This window comes from Streptomyces sp. 3MP-14 (assembly GCF_006334905.2).
Taxonomy (GTDB): domain Bacteria; phylum Actinomycetota; class Actinomycetes; order Streptomycetales; family Streptomycetaceae; genus Streptomyces; species Streptomyces triticirhizae.
Genome location: NZ_VDLZ02000004.1, coordinates 340676 through 356922, shown reverse-complemented (window position 1 = coordinate 356922; position 16247 = coordinate 340676). Strand labels below are relative to the sequence as shown.

17 protein-coding genes are annotated in these 16247 nt (G+C 71.6%); 11 read left to right on the top strand and 6 right to left on the bottom strand.

The window, feature by feature from the left end; genetic code table 11:
- Nucleotides 1–86: 86 nt before the first annotated feature.
- Together FH609_RS08355 and FH609_RS08350 are read left to right on the top strand one after the other, a co-directional pair.
- Complete coding sequence (locus tag FH609_RS08355; protein WP_193317799.1) at nt 87–485, top strand: VOC family protein; 399 nt, start codon at nt 87–89, stop codon at nt 483–485.
- 102 nt (nt 486–587) lie between these two features.
- Complete coding sequence (locus FH609_RS08350; RefSeq protein WP_122183775.1) at nt 588–800, top strand: hypothetical protein; 213 nt, start codon at nt 588–590, stop codon at nt 798–800.
- A gap of 22 nt (nt 801–822) precedes the next feature.
- On the opposite strand, the gene FH609_RS08345 is transcribed toward FH609_RS08350, so the two are convergent.
- Entirely contained in the window at nt 823–1875 is a 1053-nt protein-coding gene (locus FH609_RS08345) for a S1C family serine protease (protein WP_139666391.1), read from the bottom strand.
- 110 nt (nt 1876–1985) lie between these two features.
- Entirely contained in the window at nt 1986–2579 is a 594-nt protein-coding gene (locus tag FH609_RS08340; protein ID WP_139666392.1) for a DUF3043 domain-containing protein, read from the bottom strand.
- Nucleotides 2580–2882: 303 nt separating this feature from the next.
- Here FH609_RS08340 and FH609_RS08335 point away from each other — a divergent pair, with 303 nt between their 5' ends.
- The gene (locus FH609_RS08335; RefSeq protein ID WP_122183778.1) at nt 2883–3680 is read left to right on the top strand and encodes a PspA/IM30 family protein; all 798 of its coding nucleotides are present in this window, start codon (nt 2883–2885) and stop codon (nt 3678–3680) included.
- A gap of 65 nt (nt 3681–3745) precedes the next feature.
- Nucleotides 3746–4024 carry a PspA-associated protein PspAA gene (gene pspAA, locus FH609_RS08330; protein ID WP_122183797.1) on the top strand — a complete coding sequence of 93 codons (279 nt, stop codon included), beginning with the start codon at nt 3746–3748 and terminating at the stop codon, nt 4022–4024.
- Nucleotides 4025–4122: 98 nt separating this feature from the next.
- Here pspAA and nadA read toward each other — a convergent pair whose 3' ends face one another.
- Nucleotides 4123–5310, bottom strand: a complete 1188-nt coding sequence (gene nadA, locus FH609_RS08325; protein WP_139666393.1) for a quinolinate synthase NadA — start codon at nt 5308–5310, stop codon at nt 4123–4125.
- A gap of 276 nt (nt 5311–5586) precedes the next feature.
- Between nadA and FH609_RS08320 the strand changes: the two genes are divergently transcribed.
- Nucleotides 5587–5940, top strand: coding sequence for a HesB/IscA family protein (locus FH609_RS08320; protein WP_122183780.1), 354 nt, complete (start codon nt 5587–5589; stop codon nt 5938–5940).
- 139 nt (nt 5941–6079) lie between these two features.
- Here FH609_RS08320 and FH609_RS08315 read toward each other — a convergent pair whose 3' ends face one another.
- On the bottom strand, nt 6080–7702 hold the full coding sequence (locus FH609_RS08315) for a hypothetical protein (RefSeq protein ID WP_139666394.1): 1623 nt from the start codon (nt 7700–7702) through the stop codon (nt 6080–6082).
- 116 nt (nt 7703–7818) lie between these two features.
- On the opposite strand from FH609_RS08315, the gene FH609_RS08310 reads away from it, so the two are divergent.
- Nucleotides 7819–8793 (top strand): carbohydrate kinase family protein, encoded by a 975-nt coding sequence (locus tag FH609_RS08310; RefSeq protein WP_139666395.1) that lies wholly within the window; start codon nt 7819–7821, stop codon nt 8791–8793.
- Between the two features lie 48 nt (nt 8794–8841).
- Here FH609_RS08310 and FH609_RS08305 read toward each other — a convergent pair whose 3' ends face one another.
- Nucleotides 8842–10290, bottom strand: a complete 1449-nt coding sequence (locus FH609_RS08305; RefSeq protein WP_139666396.1) for a cysteine desulfurase/sulfurtransferase TusA family protein — start codon at nt 10288–10290, stop codon at nt 8842–8844.
- A gap of 207 nt (nt 10291–10497) precedes the next feature.
- Here FH609_RS08305 and coxB point away from each other — a divergent pair, with 207 nt between their 5' ends.
- The 4 genes from coxB to FH609_RS08285 all read left to right on the top strand — a co-directional run bounded on the left by coxB (nt 10498) and on the right by FH609_RS08285 (nt 14959).
- Nucleotides 10498–11463: a cytochrome c oxidase subunit II gene (gene coxB / locus FH609_RS08300; protein ID WP_139666397.1), complete on the top strand. Its 966-nt coding sequence runs from the start codon at nt 10498–10500 to the stop codon at nt 11461–11463.
- Between the two features lie 86 nt (nt 11464–11549).
- Entirely contained in the window at nt 11550–13196 is a 1647-nt protein-coding gene (gene ctaD / locus FH609_RS08295; RefSeq protein WP_226961490.1) for a cytochrome c oxidase subunit I, read from the top strand.
- On the top strand, nt 13193–13591 hold the full coding sequence (locus tag FH609_RS08290; protein WP_139666399.1) for a cytochrome c oxidase subunit 4: 399 nt from the start codon (nt 13193–13195) through the stop codon (nt 13589–13591). Before ctaD ends, FH609_RS08290 begins: the two co-directional genes overlap by 4 nt.
- A gap of 108 nt (nt 13592–13699) precedes the next feature.
- Nucleotides 13700–14959: a L,D-transpeptidase gene (locus FH609_RS08285; RefSeq protein WP_139666400.1), complete on the top strand. Its 1260-nt coding sequence runs from the start codon at nt 13700–13702 to the stop codon at nt 14957–14959.
- A 63-nt stretch (nt 14960–15022) separates the two neighbouring features.
- Here FH609_RS08285 and FH609_RS08280 read toward each other — a convergent pair whose 3' ends face one another.
- Nucleotides 15023–15427, bottom strand: a complete 405-nt coding sequence (locus FH609_RS08280; protein ID WP_122183787.1) for a response regulator transcription factor — start codon at nt 15425–15427, stop codon at nt 15023–15025.
- A 165-nt stretch (nt 15428–15592) separates the two neighbouring features.
- Between FH609_RS08280 and FH609_RS08275 the strand changes: the two genes are divergently transcribed.
- Nucleotides 15593–16213 carry a heme-copper oxidase subunit III gene (locus tag FH609_RS08275; protein ID WP_122183788.1) on the top strand — a complete coding sequence of 207 codons (621 nt, stop codon included), beginning with the start codon at nt 15593–15595 and terminating at the stop codon, nt 16211–16213.
- Nucleotides 16214–16247: the final 34 nt, after the last annotated feature.

Here is a 16247-nt window from a genome sequence, read left to right as displayed (position 1 = left end):
CGCCCCTCCGGTCCCACGCGGGCGGAGCCTGCCGACGGGCGGCCGACTTCAGCTGACTGTCAGTGGTCGCGGCTACGCTCCGAACCATGCTGCGGATGGGACTTCTGGTACTGGGCGCTGATGACGTCGAACGGGCCGCCGCCTTCTGGACGGAGGCGCTTGGCTTCGTCAGGCGGCCGCCCCGCTTCCCCGGGGAGGTGGTGACCCTTCAGCCGCGCCCCGGCGAGGCGGGGGTGCCGATAGCGCTGCCCGCCAGCGGGAGTCCGCCGGAGCCGCTGCCCCGGCTCCATCTCGATCTCCTCGCGGAGAGCGCTGAGGCCCAGGAGGCGGAGGTGGCGCGGCTCGTGGCGCTGGGCGCCACCCGGGTCGACTGGTGTCACTTTCCACCCGATCCGGACTTCGTGGTGTTGGCCGACCCGGAGGGGAACAGGTTCTGTGTGGTGGACGAGAGTCATGTCCCGGTGGAGCTGGGGTCGTCCGGATGACGCCGGCGTGCGCGGGTGGTGCGCGGCGCGCGGTGGTGCGTCCCGGCGCGGGGTGTGATCTAGTCTGCGAGCAGTCAGTCACGGTGTGAGCGGAGGCTTTGCATGGCGTGGGAGTGGCGCTTCGAGAAGGCGGACGGCTCGGCGACCGAACCGCCGCAGGACCCGGGGGACTTCGGGACGCAGGGCGACGCCGAGTCCTGGATCGGCGAGATCTGGCCGGAGCTGCTCGACGGCGGCATCGACCAGGTGACGCTGCTGGAGGACGGCTCCAAGGTCTACGGGCCGATGAGCCTGCACAGCGCCGTCGAGGACTGACCCCCGCCGGCCGGGGCGGGGCTCAGGCCTCGCCCAACTCGACGTCGGCGGTGCGTCGTTCGTCGTTGCGCAGGTAGGCGACGGAGACGGTCTGGTCGGGGCGGTGGGTGGCCAGCGCCTCGGCCAGCGAGACCACGTCGGTGACCTCGTCGCCCGCCAGCTCCACGAGCACGTCCCCGGCCCGCAGCCCGGCGCGTTCGGCGGGACCGCCTTCGGTGGCCTCGACGATGGCGGCGCCGGCCGGCTGGAACCCGTCGCCCAGCACGGTGCGCACCGAGACACCGAGGGCCGCCCGCCCGGAGTCCACGACCCGGCGGTGTTCGATGAGTTGGTCGGCGATGAACGTCACGGTTGAGGCCGGGATGGCGAAGCCGATGCCGGGCGCCGTGCCGCCCCCCATGCCGGGGTCGCGGGCGGAGAGGGTGGGGATGCCGATCACCTGCCCGGAGAGGTTGACCAGCGCGCCCCCGCTGTTCCCCGGGTTGATGGCCGCCGAGGTCTGCACCATGTTCCCGAGGGTGGCCTCGCCCTCGCCCTCGCTGACGGCCCGGCCCACGGCCGAGACGATGCCCTGGGTGACGCTGGAGGACAGGCCCAGCGGGTTGCCCATGGCGAGCACGATCTGGCCGACGCGCACGCTGGACGAGTCGCCGAAGGTGGCCGGCCGCAACTGGTCGGGCGGGTCGGTCAGTTCGAGGACGGCGAGATCCTGCTCGGGGTAGGCGCTGACCAGCTCGGCCTCCAGCGGGCGCTGCCCGGTCGCCAGCGTCACGTCGAAGGACTCCTCGCTGGCGACGACGTGAGCGTTGGTGACGATGTGGCCCTCGTCGTCGTAGACGATGCCCGAGCCCTGCTGGTTCTCCGTGGTGATCTGCACGACCGAGGGCAGCACGTCGTTGACCACGTCCTGGTAGGTCTGCTCCAGCTCGCCGGTGACCGTGGGCTCGGGCGCCTCGGCCTGCGGGTGGTCGGGGCCCGAGGCGTCGGACTCGGTGGTGCAGCCGGCGGCGCCGGCCAGCAGCGCCACCGCACAGAGCGGGACCAGCACGGGACGGAACGGGAGCGGGGTGGCCATAACGGGCATTGTGGCCGCTGCCCGTGCCGGCGCGGGGGAGGGGCGCTACGCCGTTGCGGGCCAGAAGGCGCGGCCCGCCCCGCGCGGGTCAGCGCCCCGCCCCGCCGAGGTCAGCGGGGCTCTTCGCCGCGCTTGATCTGCGGCTTGGGCAGCCGCATCCGCCGCATCTGGAGCGTCCGCATCAGCGCGTAGGCGCTGGAGCCGCGCAGGTTCTCGTCCGGGTAGCGCTCGCGCAGCCGCTTCTTGAGCCGGCGGGTGAGCAGGACCGAGTCGAGGACGATGCCCACGATCACGGCCATCCACAGCATCAGCGCGAAGCCCATGGTCGCCGGGATCATGCTCATCACCAGGATCAGCACGGCGATCGGCAGGAAGAACTCGGCGATGTGCCAGCCGCTGTCCACGAAGTCCCGCGCGTAGCGGCGCACCGGGCCGCGGTCGCGCGCCGGGAGGTGCTTCTCGTCGCCGGTCAGCAGCGCCTGGCGCTGCTTGTCCAGCGCCGCGCGGCGGGCCTTCTTGGCGCGCTGCGCGGCCTCCTTGCGGCTCGTGGCGGGCTTGGCCACGGCCTTGCGCAGGGCCTCGGCCTCGCTGCGCTTGGGCGTGGGGCGACCCTTGGGCGCCTGAGGGTCCCGCTCGGGGCGGGTCTCGGCCGCCTCGTTCGCGGACTCGGTCTTGGCGTCTTCTTTGGCACGACTTCGGAACACGTGTCCCAGACTACGGCCCCCAGACGGGTTGCCGGCCGGGTCTGCCGGGAACGATCTCGCAACGTCCCGTTCACGCACCCGGTCGCGGACCCCGGGACGGTCCGGTGGGAACCACCCGTAGGCGTCCCCTCGTCCCTGGGCGGGAGAGCCGCGCGGCGTGATCGTCCTTGGGGAGGACCCATTCGCGGCCGAGCGGTGCGCTAATGGATAGGGGCCCCGTAGGGTAGTAGGGGATCAGCAGTTCAAGCGGCTGGACAGACGGCCATCGGTTCGAGCCCGGCGAGAAGGGGGCGCGCGAAGCCCATGAGCGGTGTCATGAAGCGGATGGGGATGATCTTCCGCGCGAAGGCGAACAAGGCCCTGGATCGGGCCGAGGACCCGCGCGAGACTCTCGACTACTCGTACCAGAAGCAGCTGGAGCTCCTGCAGAAGGTGCGCCGTGGGGTGGCCGACGTGGCCACCTCGCGCAAGCGGCTCGAACTCCAGCTCAACCAGCTCAACACCCAGTCCGGCAAGCTGGAGGAGCAGGGCAAGAAGGCCCTGGCCCTGGGCCGGGAGGATCTGGCCCGCGAGGCGCTGACCCGCAGGGCCGCGCTCTCGCAGCAGATCAGCGACCTCCAGCAGCAGCACGAGACGCTCCAGACGGAGGAGAACAAGCTCACCCTGGCCGCCCAGCGACTCCAGGCCAAGGTCGACGCGTTCCGCACCCGCAAGGAGACCATCAAGGCCACCTACACGGCGGCCCAGGCGCAGACCAGGATCGGCGAGGCGTTCTCCGGCATCTCCGAGGAGATGGGCGACGTCGGCATGGCGATCCAGCGCGCCGAGGACAAGACCGCCCAGCTCCAGGCGCGCTCCGGCGCGATCGACGAGCTGCTGGCGTCCGGCGCCCTGGACGACCAGACGGGCACCTCCAGGGACGACCTCACCGCCGAGCTGGACCGCATCTCGGGGAACGCGGACGTCGAGTTCGAGCTGGAGCGGATGAAGGCCGAGCTGGCCGGCGGCAGCTCCGCGCAGCGCCAGGCGATCGAGGGCGGCGACGCGGCTGCCCCCCAGACGCAGGAGCAGGAGCAGTCCCCGAAGTTCGACAAGCAGTGACCGATGAGATCGTTGGCTGACCACCTTCGACCGATGTGTGTGAGCGCGAGAGCCGGGAGAACGACATGATCGTGCGGATCATGGGGGAGGGCCAGGTGAAGCTGGACGACAGCCACTTCCCCACCCTCAACGAGCTGGACGACGAACTGCTCGCGGAGGTGGAGTCGGGGGACGAGGCCGGCTTCCGTCGCACGCTCACGGCCCTGTTGGAGGCCGTCCGCACCCTGGGCGCGCCGCTTCCCGAGGACTCGCTTGAGCCCTCGGAGCTGATCCTGCCCGCACCCGAGGCGACCATCGACGAGGTGCGGGCCATGCTGACCGAGGACGGGCTGATTCCCGACTGAGGGCTCGCCGCGCCGCTCGCGCGCTGATCAAGGCTTCGGGCCCGGACCCTCCACGCGGAGGTCCGGGCCCGAATGCGTCGCTCGACGCGAACGGTGGCTCAGGGGAGGGCCAGCATCCGCTCCAGGGCCAGCTTGGCGTCGTGTTCGGTGGCGCGGTCCACCTCGATGCGGTTGATCACCTTGCCGGCGGCCAGCGACTCCAACGACCAGACCAGGTGCGGCAGATCGATCCGGTTCATGGTGGAGCAGAAGCAGACCGTGCGGTCCAGGAAGACGATCTCCTTGCCCTGCTCGGCGTAGCGGTTGGCGAGCCGGCGCACCAGGTTCAGCTCGGTGCCCACCGCCCACCGGCTGCCCTCGGGCGCGGCGTCCAGGGTTGCGATGATGTGCTCGGTCGAGCCCACCTGGTCGGCTGCGGCGACGACCTCGTAGCGGCACTCGGGGTGCACCAGGACGTTGACGCCCGGGATGCGCTCGCGGACCTCGTTGACCGAGTCCAGGGAGAAGCGGCCGTGCACCGAGCAGTGGCCGCGCCACAGGATCATCTTCGCCCGCCGCAGCTGGTCGACGGTGAGGCCGCCGCCGGGGCGGTGCGGGTTGTAGACCACGCAGTCGTCGAGCGAGAGGCCCAGGTCGCGCACGGCGGTGTTGCGGCCCAGGTGCTGGTCGGGCAGGAAGAGCACCTTGCCGTTCTCGCCGACCTGCTCGAACGCCCAGGTCAGGGCGCGCCTGGCGTTGGACGAGGTGCAGATGGTGCCGCCGTGGCGGCCGGTGAACGCCTTGATGTCGGCCGAGGAGTTCATGTAGCTGACCGGCACCGTGTCGCCGGCCACGCCTGCCTCGGTGAGGACGTCCCAAGCCTCGGCGACCTGCTCGGCGGTGGCCATGTCGGCCATGGAGCAGCCGGCCGCCAGATCGGGCAGGATCACCCGCTGGTCGTCGCCGGTCAGAATGTCGGCGGACTCGGCCATGAAGTGAACGCCGCAGAACACGATGAACTCCGCCTCGGGGCGGGCGGCGGCGTCCCTGGCCAGCTTGAAGGAGTCGCCGGTGACGTCGGCGAACTGGATGACCTCGTCGCGCTGGTAGTGGTGCCCGAGGACGAAGACGCGGTCCCCGAGGGCCTCCTTGGCGGCCCGCGCCCGCGCTACCAGGTCGGGGTCGGAGGGGGCCGGCAGGTCCCCCGGGCAGTCGACGCCGCGCTCGCTGGCCGGATCGGACTCCCGGCCGAGCAGCAGCAGCGCCAACGGGGTGGGCTCGACGTCAAGGGGCTGGGCGCTGGTCACGACAGGCACCCTTTCTTCAGTGGGTCGTGCGGGGGTCTTTCCCTGACTTTTCGTCGTACTGACGTTATGGAGCATAACTCCTTCGCGTCAGTTTGACGATGCCGATCGCCTGCGGAACGCGTCACTCTCCCCGGGCCCGTGTGCGCGCGCCGCCCGGTGTGCGAGCATGAGGGGAGAACGACAGGGGAAGAAGGCGCGGCGGGCCGGGAATAACATCGGCGGGCCGGCCGTTCCCGCCCTCGGCAGAGCATTCCGAACTACCCGGGAGATACGCAGATGTCCGTAACGGAAGAGGCCGCTGTAAGCGACGGCATCATCGTTTCCGACGCGGCCGTGGCCAAGGTCAGGGGCCTGCTGGAGCAGGAAGGGCGTGACGATCTGGCGCTGCGCGTGGCGGTCCAGCCCGGCGGGTGTTCCGGTCTGCGCTACCAGCTCTTCTTCGACGAGCGCTCGCTCGACGGCGACGTGGTCAAGGACTTCGACGGCGTCAAGGTCGTCACCGACCGGATGAGCGCCCCCTACCTCGGCGGCGCCTCCATCGACTTCGTCGACACCATCGAGAAGCAGGGCTTCACCATCGACAACCCCAACGCCACCGGCTCCTGCGCCTGTGGCGACTCCTTCAGCTGAGCCGGCCGCCGGCCCGCCCCGCTGCGGGCGGCCGGCGTCGACCGCCACCGTGACGAGGGGCGGTGCCAGGAACTCTCCGGGCACCGCCCCTCGTTCGTGTGCGCGATGCGGAGTAAGGGTGCCCCGGCGGGGCGCTGGCTCAGTGCGCCGCCACCGTCCGGCCCTGCGCGTCGACCAGCCGCCGGTCGCCGACCGGGGCCTGGAGGGTCACCTCGTCCGTCTGCTGCTCGGCCAGCATGATGCAGACCTCGTCGGAGTCGGGGTTCGTCGCCTCGACGCCGAGCACGACCTCGTCCGCCGACTCCGTGGCCGTCACCTCGTAGGTGTCGCAGACCCCGGCCCAGAAGTGCACGGTCAGGGTGGTCGCCTCGGGGGAGTGGTCGGCCACCCACAGGCCGGCGGTCGGCTGCTCGACCGGCTCGGTCGGCGCCACCTCCTCGGTGCCCTCGGCGCCGTCCTCGCCCGCGCCCGCGTCACCAGGACGCGCGTCGGAGGCGTCCTCGTCCACGTCGCCCGAGGAGTCGCCCGAGGCGTCGTCCCCGGCCTCGCCCGAGGAGTCGGCCGAGGCGGAGGAGAGGACGTGCTCCACCGCCGGCTCGCCCACCGCGTAGCGCTGCCCGTCGGCGCCCTCGGCGCGGAAGATCCACGCCGGCACCAGCAGCGGCTCGCCCGCCGAGCGCTCCAGGGACAGCCCCAACTCAACGGTGGCCGGCGTCGGTTCGCCCGCGTCGGGCTGCCCGTCGCAGGGCAGGTCGGGCAGGGCCGGCTCGACGCCCTCGGCCTCGGGCAGCGCGCCGGGCTCCGGCTGCTGGAGGCAGGGCCGGCCGATGTCCCGGGCGGCGGCCGTCTCGGCGGCCTCGTTGATCCGCTCCAGCGCGGCGAGCGCGTCGGTCACCGCCCGCTCCTCGCCGGCCGACGGCACCCCGAGCGTCCCCGAGGCCGAGACCACCTCGCCGTCCGGGCCCACGGTCGCCACCAGGTCCATGCCGGCCACCGGCAAACCGTCCACCACCGGCTCGGCCACCACCAGGCGGTGGGGGCCCGACACCGTGGCGGCGTCGACCGCGCCGTCGCCGAGATCCAGCGCGCTCAGCAGCGGCTCGGCGGCCTGGAGCGCCACCTCCTCCGAGACGGCGGGCGGCTGGTCGGCCGGCGGCATCTCGTCCGACGAGACCGAGGAGTCCGGGTCCAACCCGCCGCCCGAGGGGTCGGGCTCGCCCGGGGCTATGCCGGGGTCGGCCGGCCGCTCGGCGACCTCGCCGCCGTCCGGCACCGCGCCGTCCAGGGAGTAGAACCAGTGCCCCGGCGCCTCGTCGGCGACCAGCAGCGCGCCCCGCCGCGTCCCCTCCGGCGTGCCGACCACCGACCAACTGCCGCCCGCCGCCTCGGGTTCGCCGACCAGGCCGAGGTCGGCGGCCAGCCCGGCCACCCGCTCGGCGTCCACGCCCGCCTCCTCGAAGCGGTAGACGGCGGCCGCATCGGGCGCCGACGGCGGGTCCTCGCCCAGCACCAGCGGGCCCGGAAGCGCGCTCCGCTCGGCGGGCGAGACCGTCAGCTCGTCACGCGCCAGCTCGCCGGCGCCGCTCCCGGCGTCGAGCGCCAGCGGCTCGTCCCCCGAGCGCCCCGCGTCGGCCTGGTCCCCGTCCCTCGCGAGGCCGACGCCGTAGAGCGCGCCGGCGAGCAGGACCATGCCGGCCGCCACCGCCGTCACGGTGGGCCACCGGCGGCGGGTCTCCTCGTGGCTCTCGTCCGTCTCCGTCACGGGTGCGCTCCTCGGCTCGGTCGGCGGTCTCACCCGTGTGACGACGGCCCCTCACCGAAGGTTCCACCCGGGGTAGCCTGACGCTGACTCTCGCCGCCCAGCACTGGAGTGCCCTCGTGCGCATCGCTGTCTCAGGTTCGATCGCCAACGACCATCTGATGACTTTTCCCGGCCGGTTCGCCGACCAGCTGGTAGGCGACCAACTGCACACGGTCTCCCTCTCCTTCCTGGTGGACGGCCTGGAGGTGCGACGCGGCGGGGTCGCGGCCAACATCTGTTACGGCATGGGCCAGTTGGGCGCCCGGCCGATCCTCGTCGGCGCGGCGGGCCAGGACTTCGACGAGTACCGCGTCTGGCTGGAGCGGCACGGCGTGGACTGCGAGTCCGTCCGGATCTCCGAGATGCTGCACACCGCCCGCTTCGTCTGCACGACCGATGCCGACCACAACCAGATCGGTTCCTTCTATACCGGGGCCATGAGCGAGGCGCGGCTGATCGAACTCCAGCTGGTCGCCGAGCGGGTCGGCGGTCTCGACCTCGCGCACATCGGCGCCGACGATCCCGAGGCGATGCTCCGCCACACCGAGGAGTGCCGCACCAGGAACATCCCGTTCGCCGCCGACTTCTCCCAGCAGCTGGCCCGGATGGAGGGCGACGAGATCCGGCTGCTGACCGAGGGCGCGGCCTATCTCTTCAGCAACGAGTACGAGAAGGCCCTCATCGAGAGCAAGACCGGCTGGAGCGACGAGGAGGTGCTCGCCAAGGTCGGCACCCGCGTCACCACCCTGGGCGCGCGGGGCGTGCGCGTGGAGCGCGCCGGCCAGCCCGCCGTCGAGGTCGGCTGCCCCGAGGAGAACGCCAAGGCCGACCCCACCGGCGTCGGCGACGCCTTCCGCGCCGGCTTCCTCTCCGGCCTCAGCTGGGGCACCTCGCTGGAACGCGCGGCCCAACTCGGCTGCATGGTGGCCACGTTGGTCATCGAGACCGTGGGCACCCAGGAGTACACCCTCAACCGTGGCGCCTTCGTCGAGCGCTTCACCAAGGCCTACGGGATCGACGCCGCCGAGGAGATCCGCCCCTTCATCCGCTGAGCCGGCACGTTCATCCGCTGGGCCGGCACGCCGCCGGGCCCGCGCGGCTCAGGCCAGCCGCCGCACCCGGTAGGCCGAGCCGCCCGGCCCGCCGTCCGCCTCCCGCGCCGTCTCGCCCAGATACTCCTGGCCGCGCATCTCGCACCAGGCCGGGATGTCCAGCCGGGCGGCGACGTCGTCGGCCAGCACCGTGATCGTCCCGCCCACCGGGACCCGCCCGATCGCGCGGGCCAGCTCGATCACCGGGATCGGGCAGCGCTTCCCCAGCGAGTCGATCACCAGCTCCCCGGCCGGCCCCTCGCCAGAGGTCTCCCCGGCCGCCGGTTCCGCCGGCGGCCTGGTCGGGTCAGCGCCCGCGCCCGGTGCCGCCAGCTGCGCCCGCACCCCGGCCACCACCCCGGGCAGCACGTCGAGAAAGCGGTCCACCTCCTCCGGCGCGGTGCCCGGCGGCAGCGACACCCGCACGTTCCCCTCCGACAACACCCCCATCGCCCGCAGCACATGGCTGGGCGTCAGGGTGCTCGACGTGCACGAGGAGCCGGAGGAGACCGAGAACCCCGCCCGGTCCAGGGCGTGCAGCAACGCCTCACCGTCGACATGGAGACAGGAGAACGTCACCAGGTGCGGCAGCCGGCGCACCGGGTCGCCCACCACCTCCACGTCGGGCACCAGTTCGGGCACCCGAGTGCGCACCCGTTCCACCAGCGCCGTCAGCCGGGTCGCCTCGGCCGCCGCCTCCGCCCGCACCGCGCGCAGCGAGGCGGCGGCCGCCACGACGGCGGGGATGTTCTCGAAGCCGGGCACCCGCCCGGACTCCCGCTCGTCCACCGGGGCCACCGGCGCGAACCGCGTGCCCTTCCGCACCGCCAACAGGCCGACCCCCGAAGGGCCGCCCCACTTGTGCGCGCTCGCCGCCAACAGCGACCAGTCGCCCCCGACCCGCCCCCACGCCAACGACTGCGCCGCGTCCACCAGCAGCGGCACGCCGGCGGCCCGGCACTCCGCCGCGATCTCGGCCACCGGCTGCGCCGTGCCCACCTCGTGGTTGGCGGACTGCACACACACCAGAGCCGTCGGGCCAGGCGCCGCGCCCAGCGCCTCGGCCACCGCCCCGGGAGTCACCCGCCCGAGGCGGTCCACCGGGATCTCCGCCGTGGTGCCGCCCGCCGCCCCGTGCGCCTCGGCCGCGTGCAGCACCGCCGAGTGCTCCACGGCCGAGACCAGCAGATGCCGCCCGGCCCTGGCCCGACCGGCCAACGCCCCGGCAACCCCCCGGTGCAGCGCCGCCGTCCCCGACGAGGTGAAGACCAACTCGTCCGGGCGACACCCGACCGCCTCCGCCGCCGTCTCCCTGGCCGCGTCCAGCAACAGCCGCGCCCGGCGGCCCTCCCGGTGCGGTCGGGCCGGATCGGCCCAGCCGTCCGCGACGGCGGCCACCAGGGCCTGTTGGGCGACCGGGTGAAGAGGCAGCGCCGACGCCGCGTCGAAGTAAGCCACGAGCGCCACGCTAACAACCCCGGAACAGCGGCCCAGCACGCCCTTCGTGGCCCCTCGCGGCGCGTTGGGCACCCTCCCCGCGTGGCGCCCGGGGACGTCCAGTAGGGTTTGGTCCGCATAAACATCCAAACCCTGCCCGTGCCAGGGCCGGCCCCGCTCCGTGCGATGGCAGCCCGGACATGGGCGAGACTCTCGGGAAGGCGCTACGTGAGTCCCAACGGCTCCGACCGCTCGTCGCGGCGCCCGATGCGGCGGGTTCTGCCGCAGGCGCTGATCGCGGGCCTGGTCCTGGCAACCGCGACAGGTTGCACATCCGAGGACTTCCCCCGACTCGGTATGCCCACCCCGGTCACGGAGGAGGCGCCCCGCATCCTGGCCCTGTGGCAGGGTTCCTGGGCCGCCGCACTGGCAACCGGGGTGCTGGTCTGGGGCCTGATCCTGTGGAGTGTCTTCTTCCACCGGCGGTCGCGGACCAAGGTCGAGATTCCCCCGCAGAACCGCTACAACGTGCCCATCGAGGCGCTCTACACGCTCGTGCCGCTGCTCATCGTCTCGGTGCTCTTCTACTTCACCGCGCGGGACCAGACCGAGCTGCTGGAGACCTCCGACGAGCCGGACCACGTGATCAACGTGGTGGGCTTCCAGTGGAGTTGGGCGTTCAACTACCTGGAGCCCGTGGGCGTCTCGGACGACTACGCCCACGACGCCGAGGAGTTGGCCTCCATCCCGGACCGGATGATGGAGCGGGTTCCGGAGAACGCGGACGGCGTCTACGAGATCGGCACCCCCGCCGACCGTGACCCCGAGACCGGGAACCCGGGCCCGACGCTGGTCCTCCCCGAGGGTGAGACCGTGCAGTTCATCATCACGTCCAGGGACGTGGTGCACTCCTTCTGGGTGGTTCCGTTCCTGATGAAGCAGGACGCGATCCCCGGGCACGTCAACACCTTCGAGGTGACCCCGGACCGCCAGGGCACCTTCCTGGGCAAGTGCGCCGAGATGTGCGGCGTCGACCACTCGCGGATGCTCTTCAACGTCCGGGTCGTGTCGCCCGAGGAGTACGACGCCTACCTCCAGGAACTGGCAGAGAGGGGCCAGACCGGCTTCGCGCCGGCCGGCATCGAGCAGACCGAGGCGGCCGTGAACGCCGAGACCAACGAGGGCCGATCGTGACTTCCGTCGAGGAATCCCCCAGCGCGCTCAGCAAGGCGTCGGACCAGGCCGCTGGTCCACCACGGCGTCAGCCGCAGCGCGGTGCCATGGTCGTGAAGTGGCTCACCACCACCGACCACAAGACCATCGGCACGATGTACCTGCTGACGTCCTTCATCTTCTTCATCGCCGCCGGCGTGATGGCCCTCATCATGCGGGCGGAGCTGGCCAGGCCGGGCACGCAGGTCGTCTCCAACGAGCAGTTCAACCAGCTGTTCACCATGCACGGCACGGTGATGCTGCTGCTCTTCGCGACCCCGCTCTTCGCCGGCTTCGCCAACTGGATCATGCCGCTCCAGATCGGCGCGCCCGACGTGGCGTTCCCCCGGCTGAACATGCTGGCCTACTGGCTCTACCTGTTCGGCGGCCTGATCGCGGTCGGCGGCTTCTTCACGCCCAACGGCGCCGCCAGCTTCGGCTGGTTCGCCTACTCGCCGCTCTCCGACGCCATCCGGAGCCCCGGAGTCGGCGCCGACATGTGGGTGATGGGCCTGGCGCTCTCCGGCTTCGGCACCATCCTGGGCGCGGTCAACTTCATCACCACCATCATCTGTATGCGCGCCCCGGGCATGACCATGTTCCGGATGCCGATCTTCACCTGGAACGTGCTGCTCACCGGCGTGCTGGTGCTGCTGGCCTTCCCGGTGCTCGCGGCGGCGCTCTTCGGACTGGCGGCCGACCGGCTCTTCGACGCGCACATCTTCGACGCGGCCAACGGCGGCGCCATCCTGTGGCAACACCTCTTCTGGTTCTTCGGCCACCCCGAGGTGTACATCATCGCGCTGCCGTTCTTCGGCATCGTCTCGGAGATCATCCCGGTCTTCAGCCGCAAGCCGATCTTCGGCTACATCGGCCTGGTGGCCGCGACCATCACCATCGCCGGCCTGTCGGTGACGGTCTGGGCGCACCACATGTACGTCACAGGAGCGGTGCTGCTGCCGTTCTTCTCCTTCATGACGTTCCTGATCGCGGTGCCGACGGGCGTGAAGTTCTTCAACTGGATCGGCACCATGTGGAAGGGCTCGCTCAGCTTCGAGACCCCGATGCTGTGGTCGGTCGGCTTCCTCGTCACCTTCCTCTTCGGCGGTCTGACGGGCGTCATCCTGGCCTCGCCGCCGCTGGACTTCCACGTCTCCGACACCTACTTCGTGGTGGCCCACTTCCACTACGTGGTCTTCGGCACCGTCGTCTTCGCGATGTTCGCCGGCTTCCACTTCTGGTGGCCCAAGTGGACCGGGAAGATGCTCGACGAGCGGCTCGGCAAGATCACCTTCTGGACGCTGTTCATCGGCTTCCACGGCACCTTCCTGGTGCAGCACTGGCTGGGCGCCGAGGGAATGCCCCGGCGGTACGCCGACTACCTGGCGGCCGACGGGTTCACCACGCTCAACACCATCTCCACCATCAGCTCGTTCCTGCTGGGCATGTCGATGCTGCCGTTCTTCTACAACGTCTGGAAGACGTGGAAGTACGGCGAGTACGTCAACACCGACGACCCCTGGGGCTACGGGCGTTCGCTGGAGTGGGCGACCTCCTCGCCGCCGCCGAGGCACAACTTCGTCACCCTGCCCAAGATCCGCTCCGAGTCGCCGGCGTTCGACCTGCACCACCCCGAGGTCGCCGCGCTCGACCAGCTGGAGAACGAGGCCCGCCACGAGGCCGAGGCGCTCACCGGCAAGGAGGCCGGCGCATGAGGATTCAGGGACACCTCTTCACCTGGCTCGCCGTCTTCCTGCTGGCCGTGGCCGCCGTCTACGGCCTCTGGTCCCAGGAGCCGGTGGGCACCACGGCGCTGTTCCTGTCGTTCGCCCTCTCCGCGATGATCGGGTTCTACCTGATCTTCACGGCCCGCCGGGTGGACGTCGGCGCCCAGGACAACAAGGACGCGGACGTCGCCGACGACGCGGGCGAGGTCGGCTTCTTCAGCCCGCACAGCTGGGCCCCGCTGCTGCTGGGCGCCGGCGCCGCGCTGGCCTTCCTCGGCCCGGTCTTCGGCTGGTGGTTCCTCATCTTCACCATCCCGGTGATGTTCATCGGGCTGTGGCTGTGGGTCTTCGAGTACTACCGGGGCGAGAACCAGACGCAGTGACCCTCGTCCGAACGGTCGGACCGGGCCCCCGGAGCGCGCGCTCCGGGGGCCCACCCGTTTGCCGGCGACCGCCGGGCTGTTTCGGGGCATTCTCCGTATTTTGTGGCTATGACCTACTCGAAGATCCTCCCCACGCGGACCACCCTCCGGTGCACGCTGATACTCGCCCCGCTGCTGGCCGGCCTCACCGCGTGCGGTGGTGACGCCAGGTCACTGAGCGACCAGCCCTATGACGCCCTCGAACACCTTTCCTTCGGCGGCGCCGCCGAAGGCGCCGAGGTCAATCCCGACGCCCCGCTGAAGATCTCCGCCCGCGCGGCCGGCGCCCGCATCACCGACGTCGTGGCCACCGACGCGGCTGGCCGCCGCCTCGACGGTGAACTCGCCGCCGACGGCCGCTCCTGGCGCAGCAGCGCCCTGCTGACCGCCGGCGCCAAGTACACCGTTCGGGTGAGCACGGAGAACGGCGACGGCGAGCCGGGCCGGGGCGAGCACAGCTTCCGCACCGGCTCGTCGGAGGCGGACCGCGTCGACGTGACGTTCGGCCCCGAGCCGGGCACCTACGGCGTCGCTCAGCCCATCACCGCCGAGCTGAGCGAGGAGGTGACCGGGGCGCGCGAACGGGCCCTGGTGGAGGCCGCGTTGCAGGTCTCCAGCGAGCCCGAGGTGAAGGGCGCCTGGCACTGGGTCGACGACAAGGAGCTGCACTACCGGCCGCGCGACTACTGGCCGTCCGACACCAGGATCTCCGTCAGCTCCCAGCTGGAGGGCCTCGCCATAGCCGACGGACTGCGCGGCGGCGGCGCCGATCCCGTGGAACTGCGCACCGGGGAGCGGGTGGAGGCGGTGGCCGACATCCAGGCCCACACCATGACCGTCTACCAGGACGGCGAGGCGGTGCGCACGGTGCCCATCACCACCGGCAAGGAGGGCTTCCGCACCCGCAACGGCAAGAAGGTGGTGCTCGGCCGGGAGCCCAACGTGCGGATGACCGGCACCAGCATCGGCATCCCCGCCGGCAGCGCCGAGTCCTACGACCTGGACGTCCAGTGGGCCACCCGGCTCACCTGGAGCGGCGAGTACGTCCACGGCGCGCCCTGGTCGGCCGCCTCGCACGGCTCGGCCAACGTCAGCCACGGCTGCACCGGCATGAGCACGGAGAACGCCCAGTGGTTCTTCGACCTGATCAAGCCGGGCGACATCGTGGAGCACGTCAACGGCGAGGGCGAGGACATGGCCCCGTTCGGCAACGGCTTCGGCGACTGGAACCTCTCCTGGGAGGAGTGGCTGGAGGGCAGCGCCCTGCACCAGCAGCAGGGCGACGACCACGCCCAGCCGACGGCGGGCCGGCTGCGTCCGAGCGTCTGACGCCCGCGCGCGGCGCCCGTCGCCGGCCCCGGGCAACCGGCCCCAGGCCGCCCAGCCGGTGGCTCAGGCGGCGGCCGAGGACAGCCGCTGGCGCAACAGCCCCGTCAGGGCCTCGGTCAGCTCGGCCGGGTCGACCGGGTGCGGCACCGCGGCCTCGGCACGGCTCCAGGTGGCCAGCCAGGCGTCCTGCGCCCGCCCGATCAGCAGCAGCACCGGCGGGCACTCGAAGATCTCGTCCTTGATCTGCCGGCAGACGCCCATCCCGCCGGCGGGCACCGCCTCCCCGTCCAGCACGCAGACGTCGACGCCCCCGTTCTCCAACGCGGACAGCACGGCCGGCAGGGTCGCGCACTCCAGATACTCGATGGCGGGCAGGTCACTGGCCGGGCGCGTGCCGGCCGCGAGCCGCACCTGCTCCCGGGTGTTGACGTCGTCGCTGTAGACCAGCACCGTGGCGCTGCGCTGCATCGTTCCTCCGCCCGCTGGGGGTTGTCCGTTGCGCGGTGATGCTACTCCGTCGGGCCGGGCCGCAGGCAGGGGGCGCGGGTCGGGCGCCCGTGGGGCCGCCGGGCGAGGGTCGTGGACACACCGAACCCCACCCCCGAGACAAGCCCCGGAAAAGCGACCGACATAATGACGGGCGTGGCGACAGCAACAGCAGTAGACACCGGGCACGCGATCCCGTCGGTCAACCGGCCGAACGTCACCTCCGTGGGGACGGTCATCTGGCTGAGTTCCGAGCTGATGTTCTTCGCGGCCCTCTTCGCGATGTACTTCACCCTTCGTTCGGTGATGGGCCCCGAGTACTGGCAGGAGAACGCGGACACGCTCAACCTGCCCTTCTCGCTGACCAACACGACGATCCTGGTGCTCTCCTCGGTGACGTGCCAGCTCGGCGTGTTCGCGGCCGAGCGGGGTGATGTGAAGAGGCTGCGCGGCTGGTTCGTGGTCACCTTCGCGATGGGCGCGATCTTCATCGGCGGTCAGGTCACCGAGTACGTCGAGTTGGTGGCGCACGAGGGCATCTCCCTCGCCTCCGGCCCCTACGGCTCGGCGTTCTACCTGACCACCGGCTTCCACGGCCTCCACGTGCTGGGCGGGCTGTTCGCCTTCCTGTTCGTCCTCGCCAGGACCTACGCCGCCCGCCGCTTCACCCACGAACAGGCCACCACGGCCATCGTCGTGTCGTACTACTGGCACTTCGTTGACGTCGTGTGGATCGGCCTCTTCGCCACCATCTACCTCATCAAGTAGCTCACGCCGCACCGGACCTTTGTCCCAAGCACCG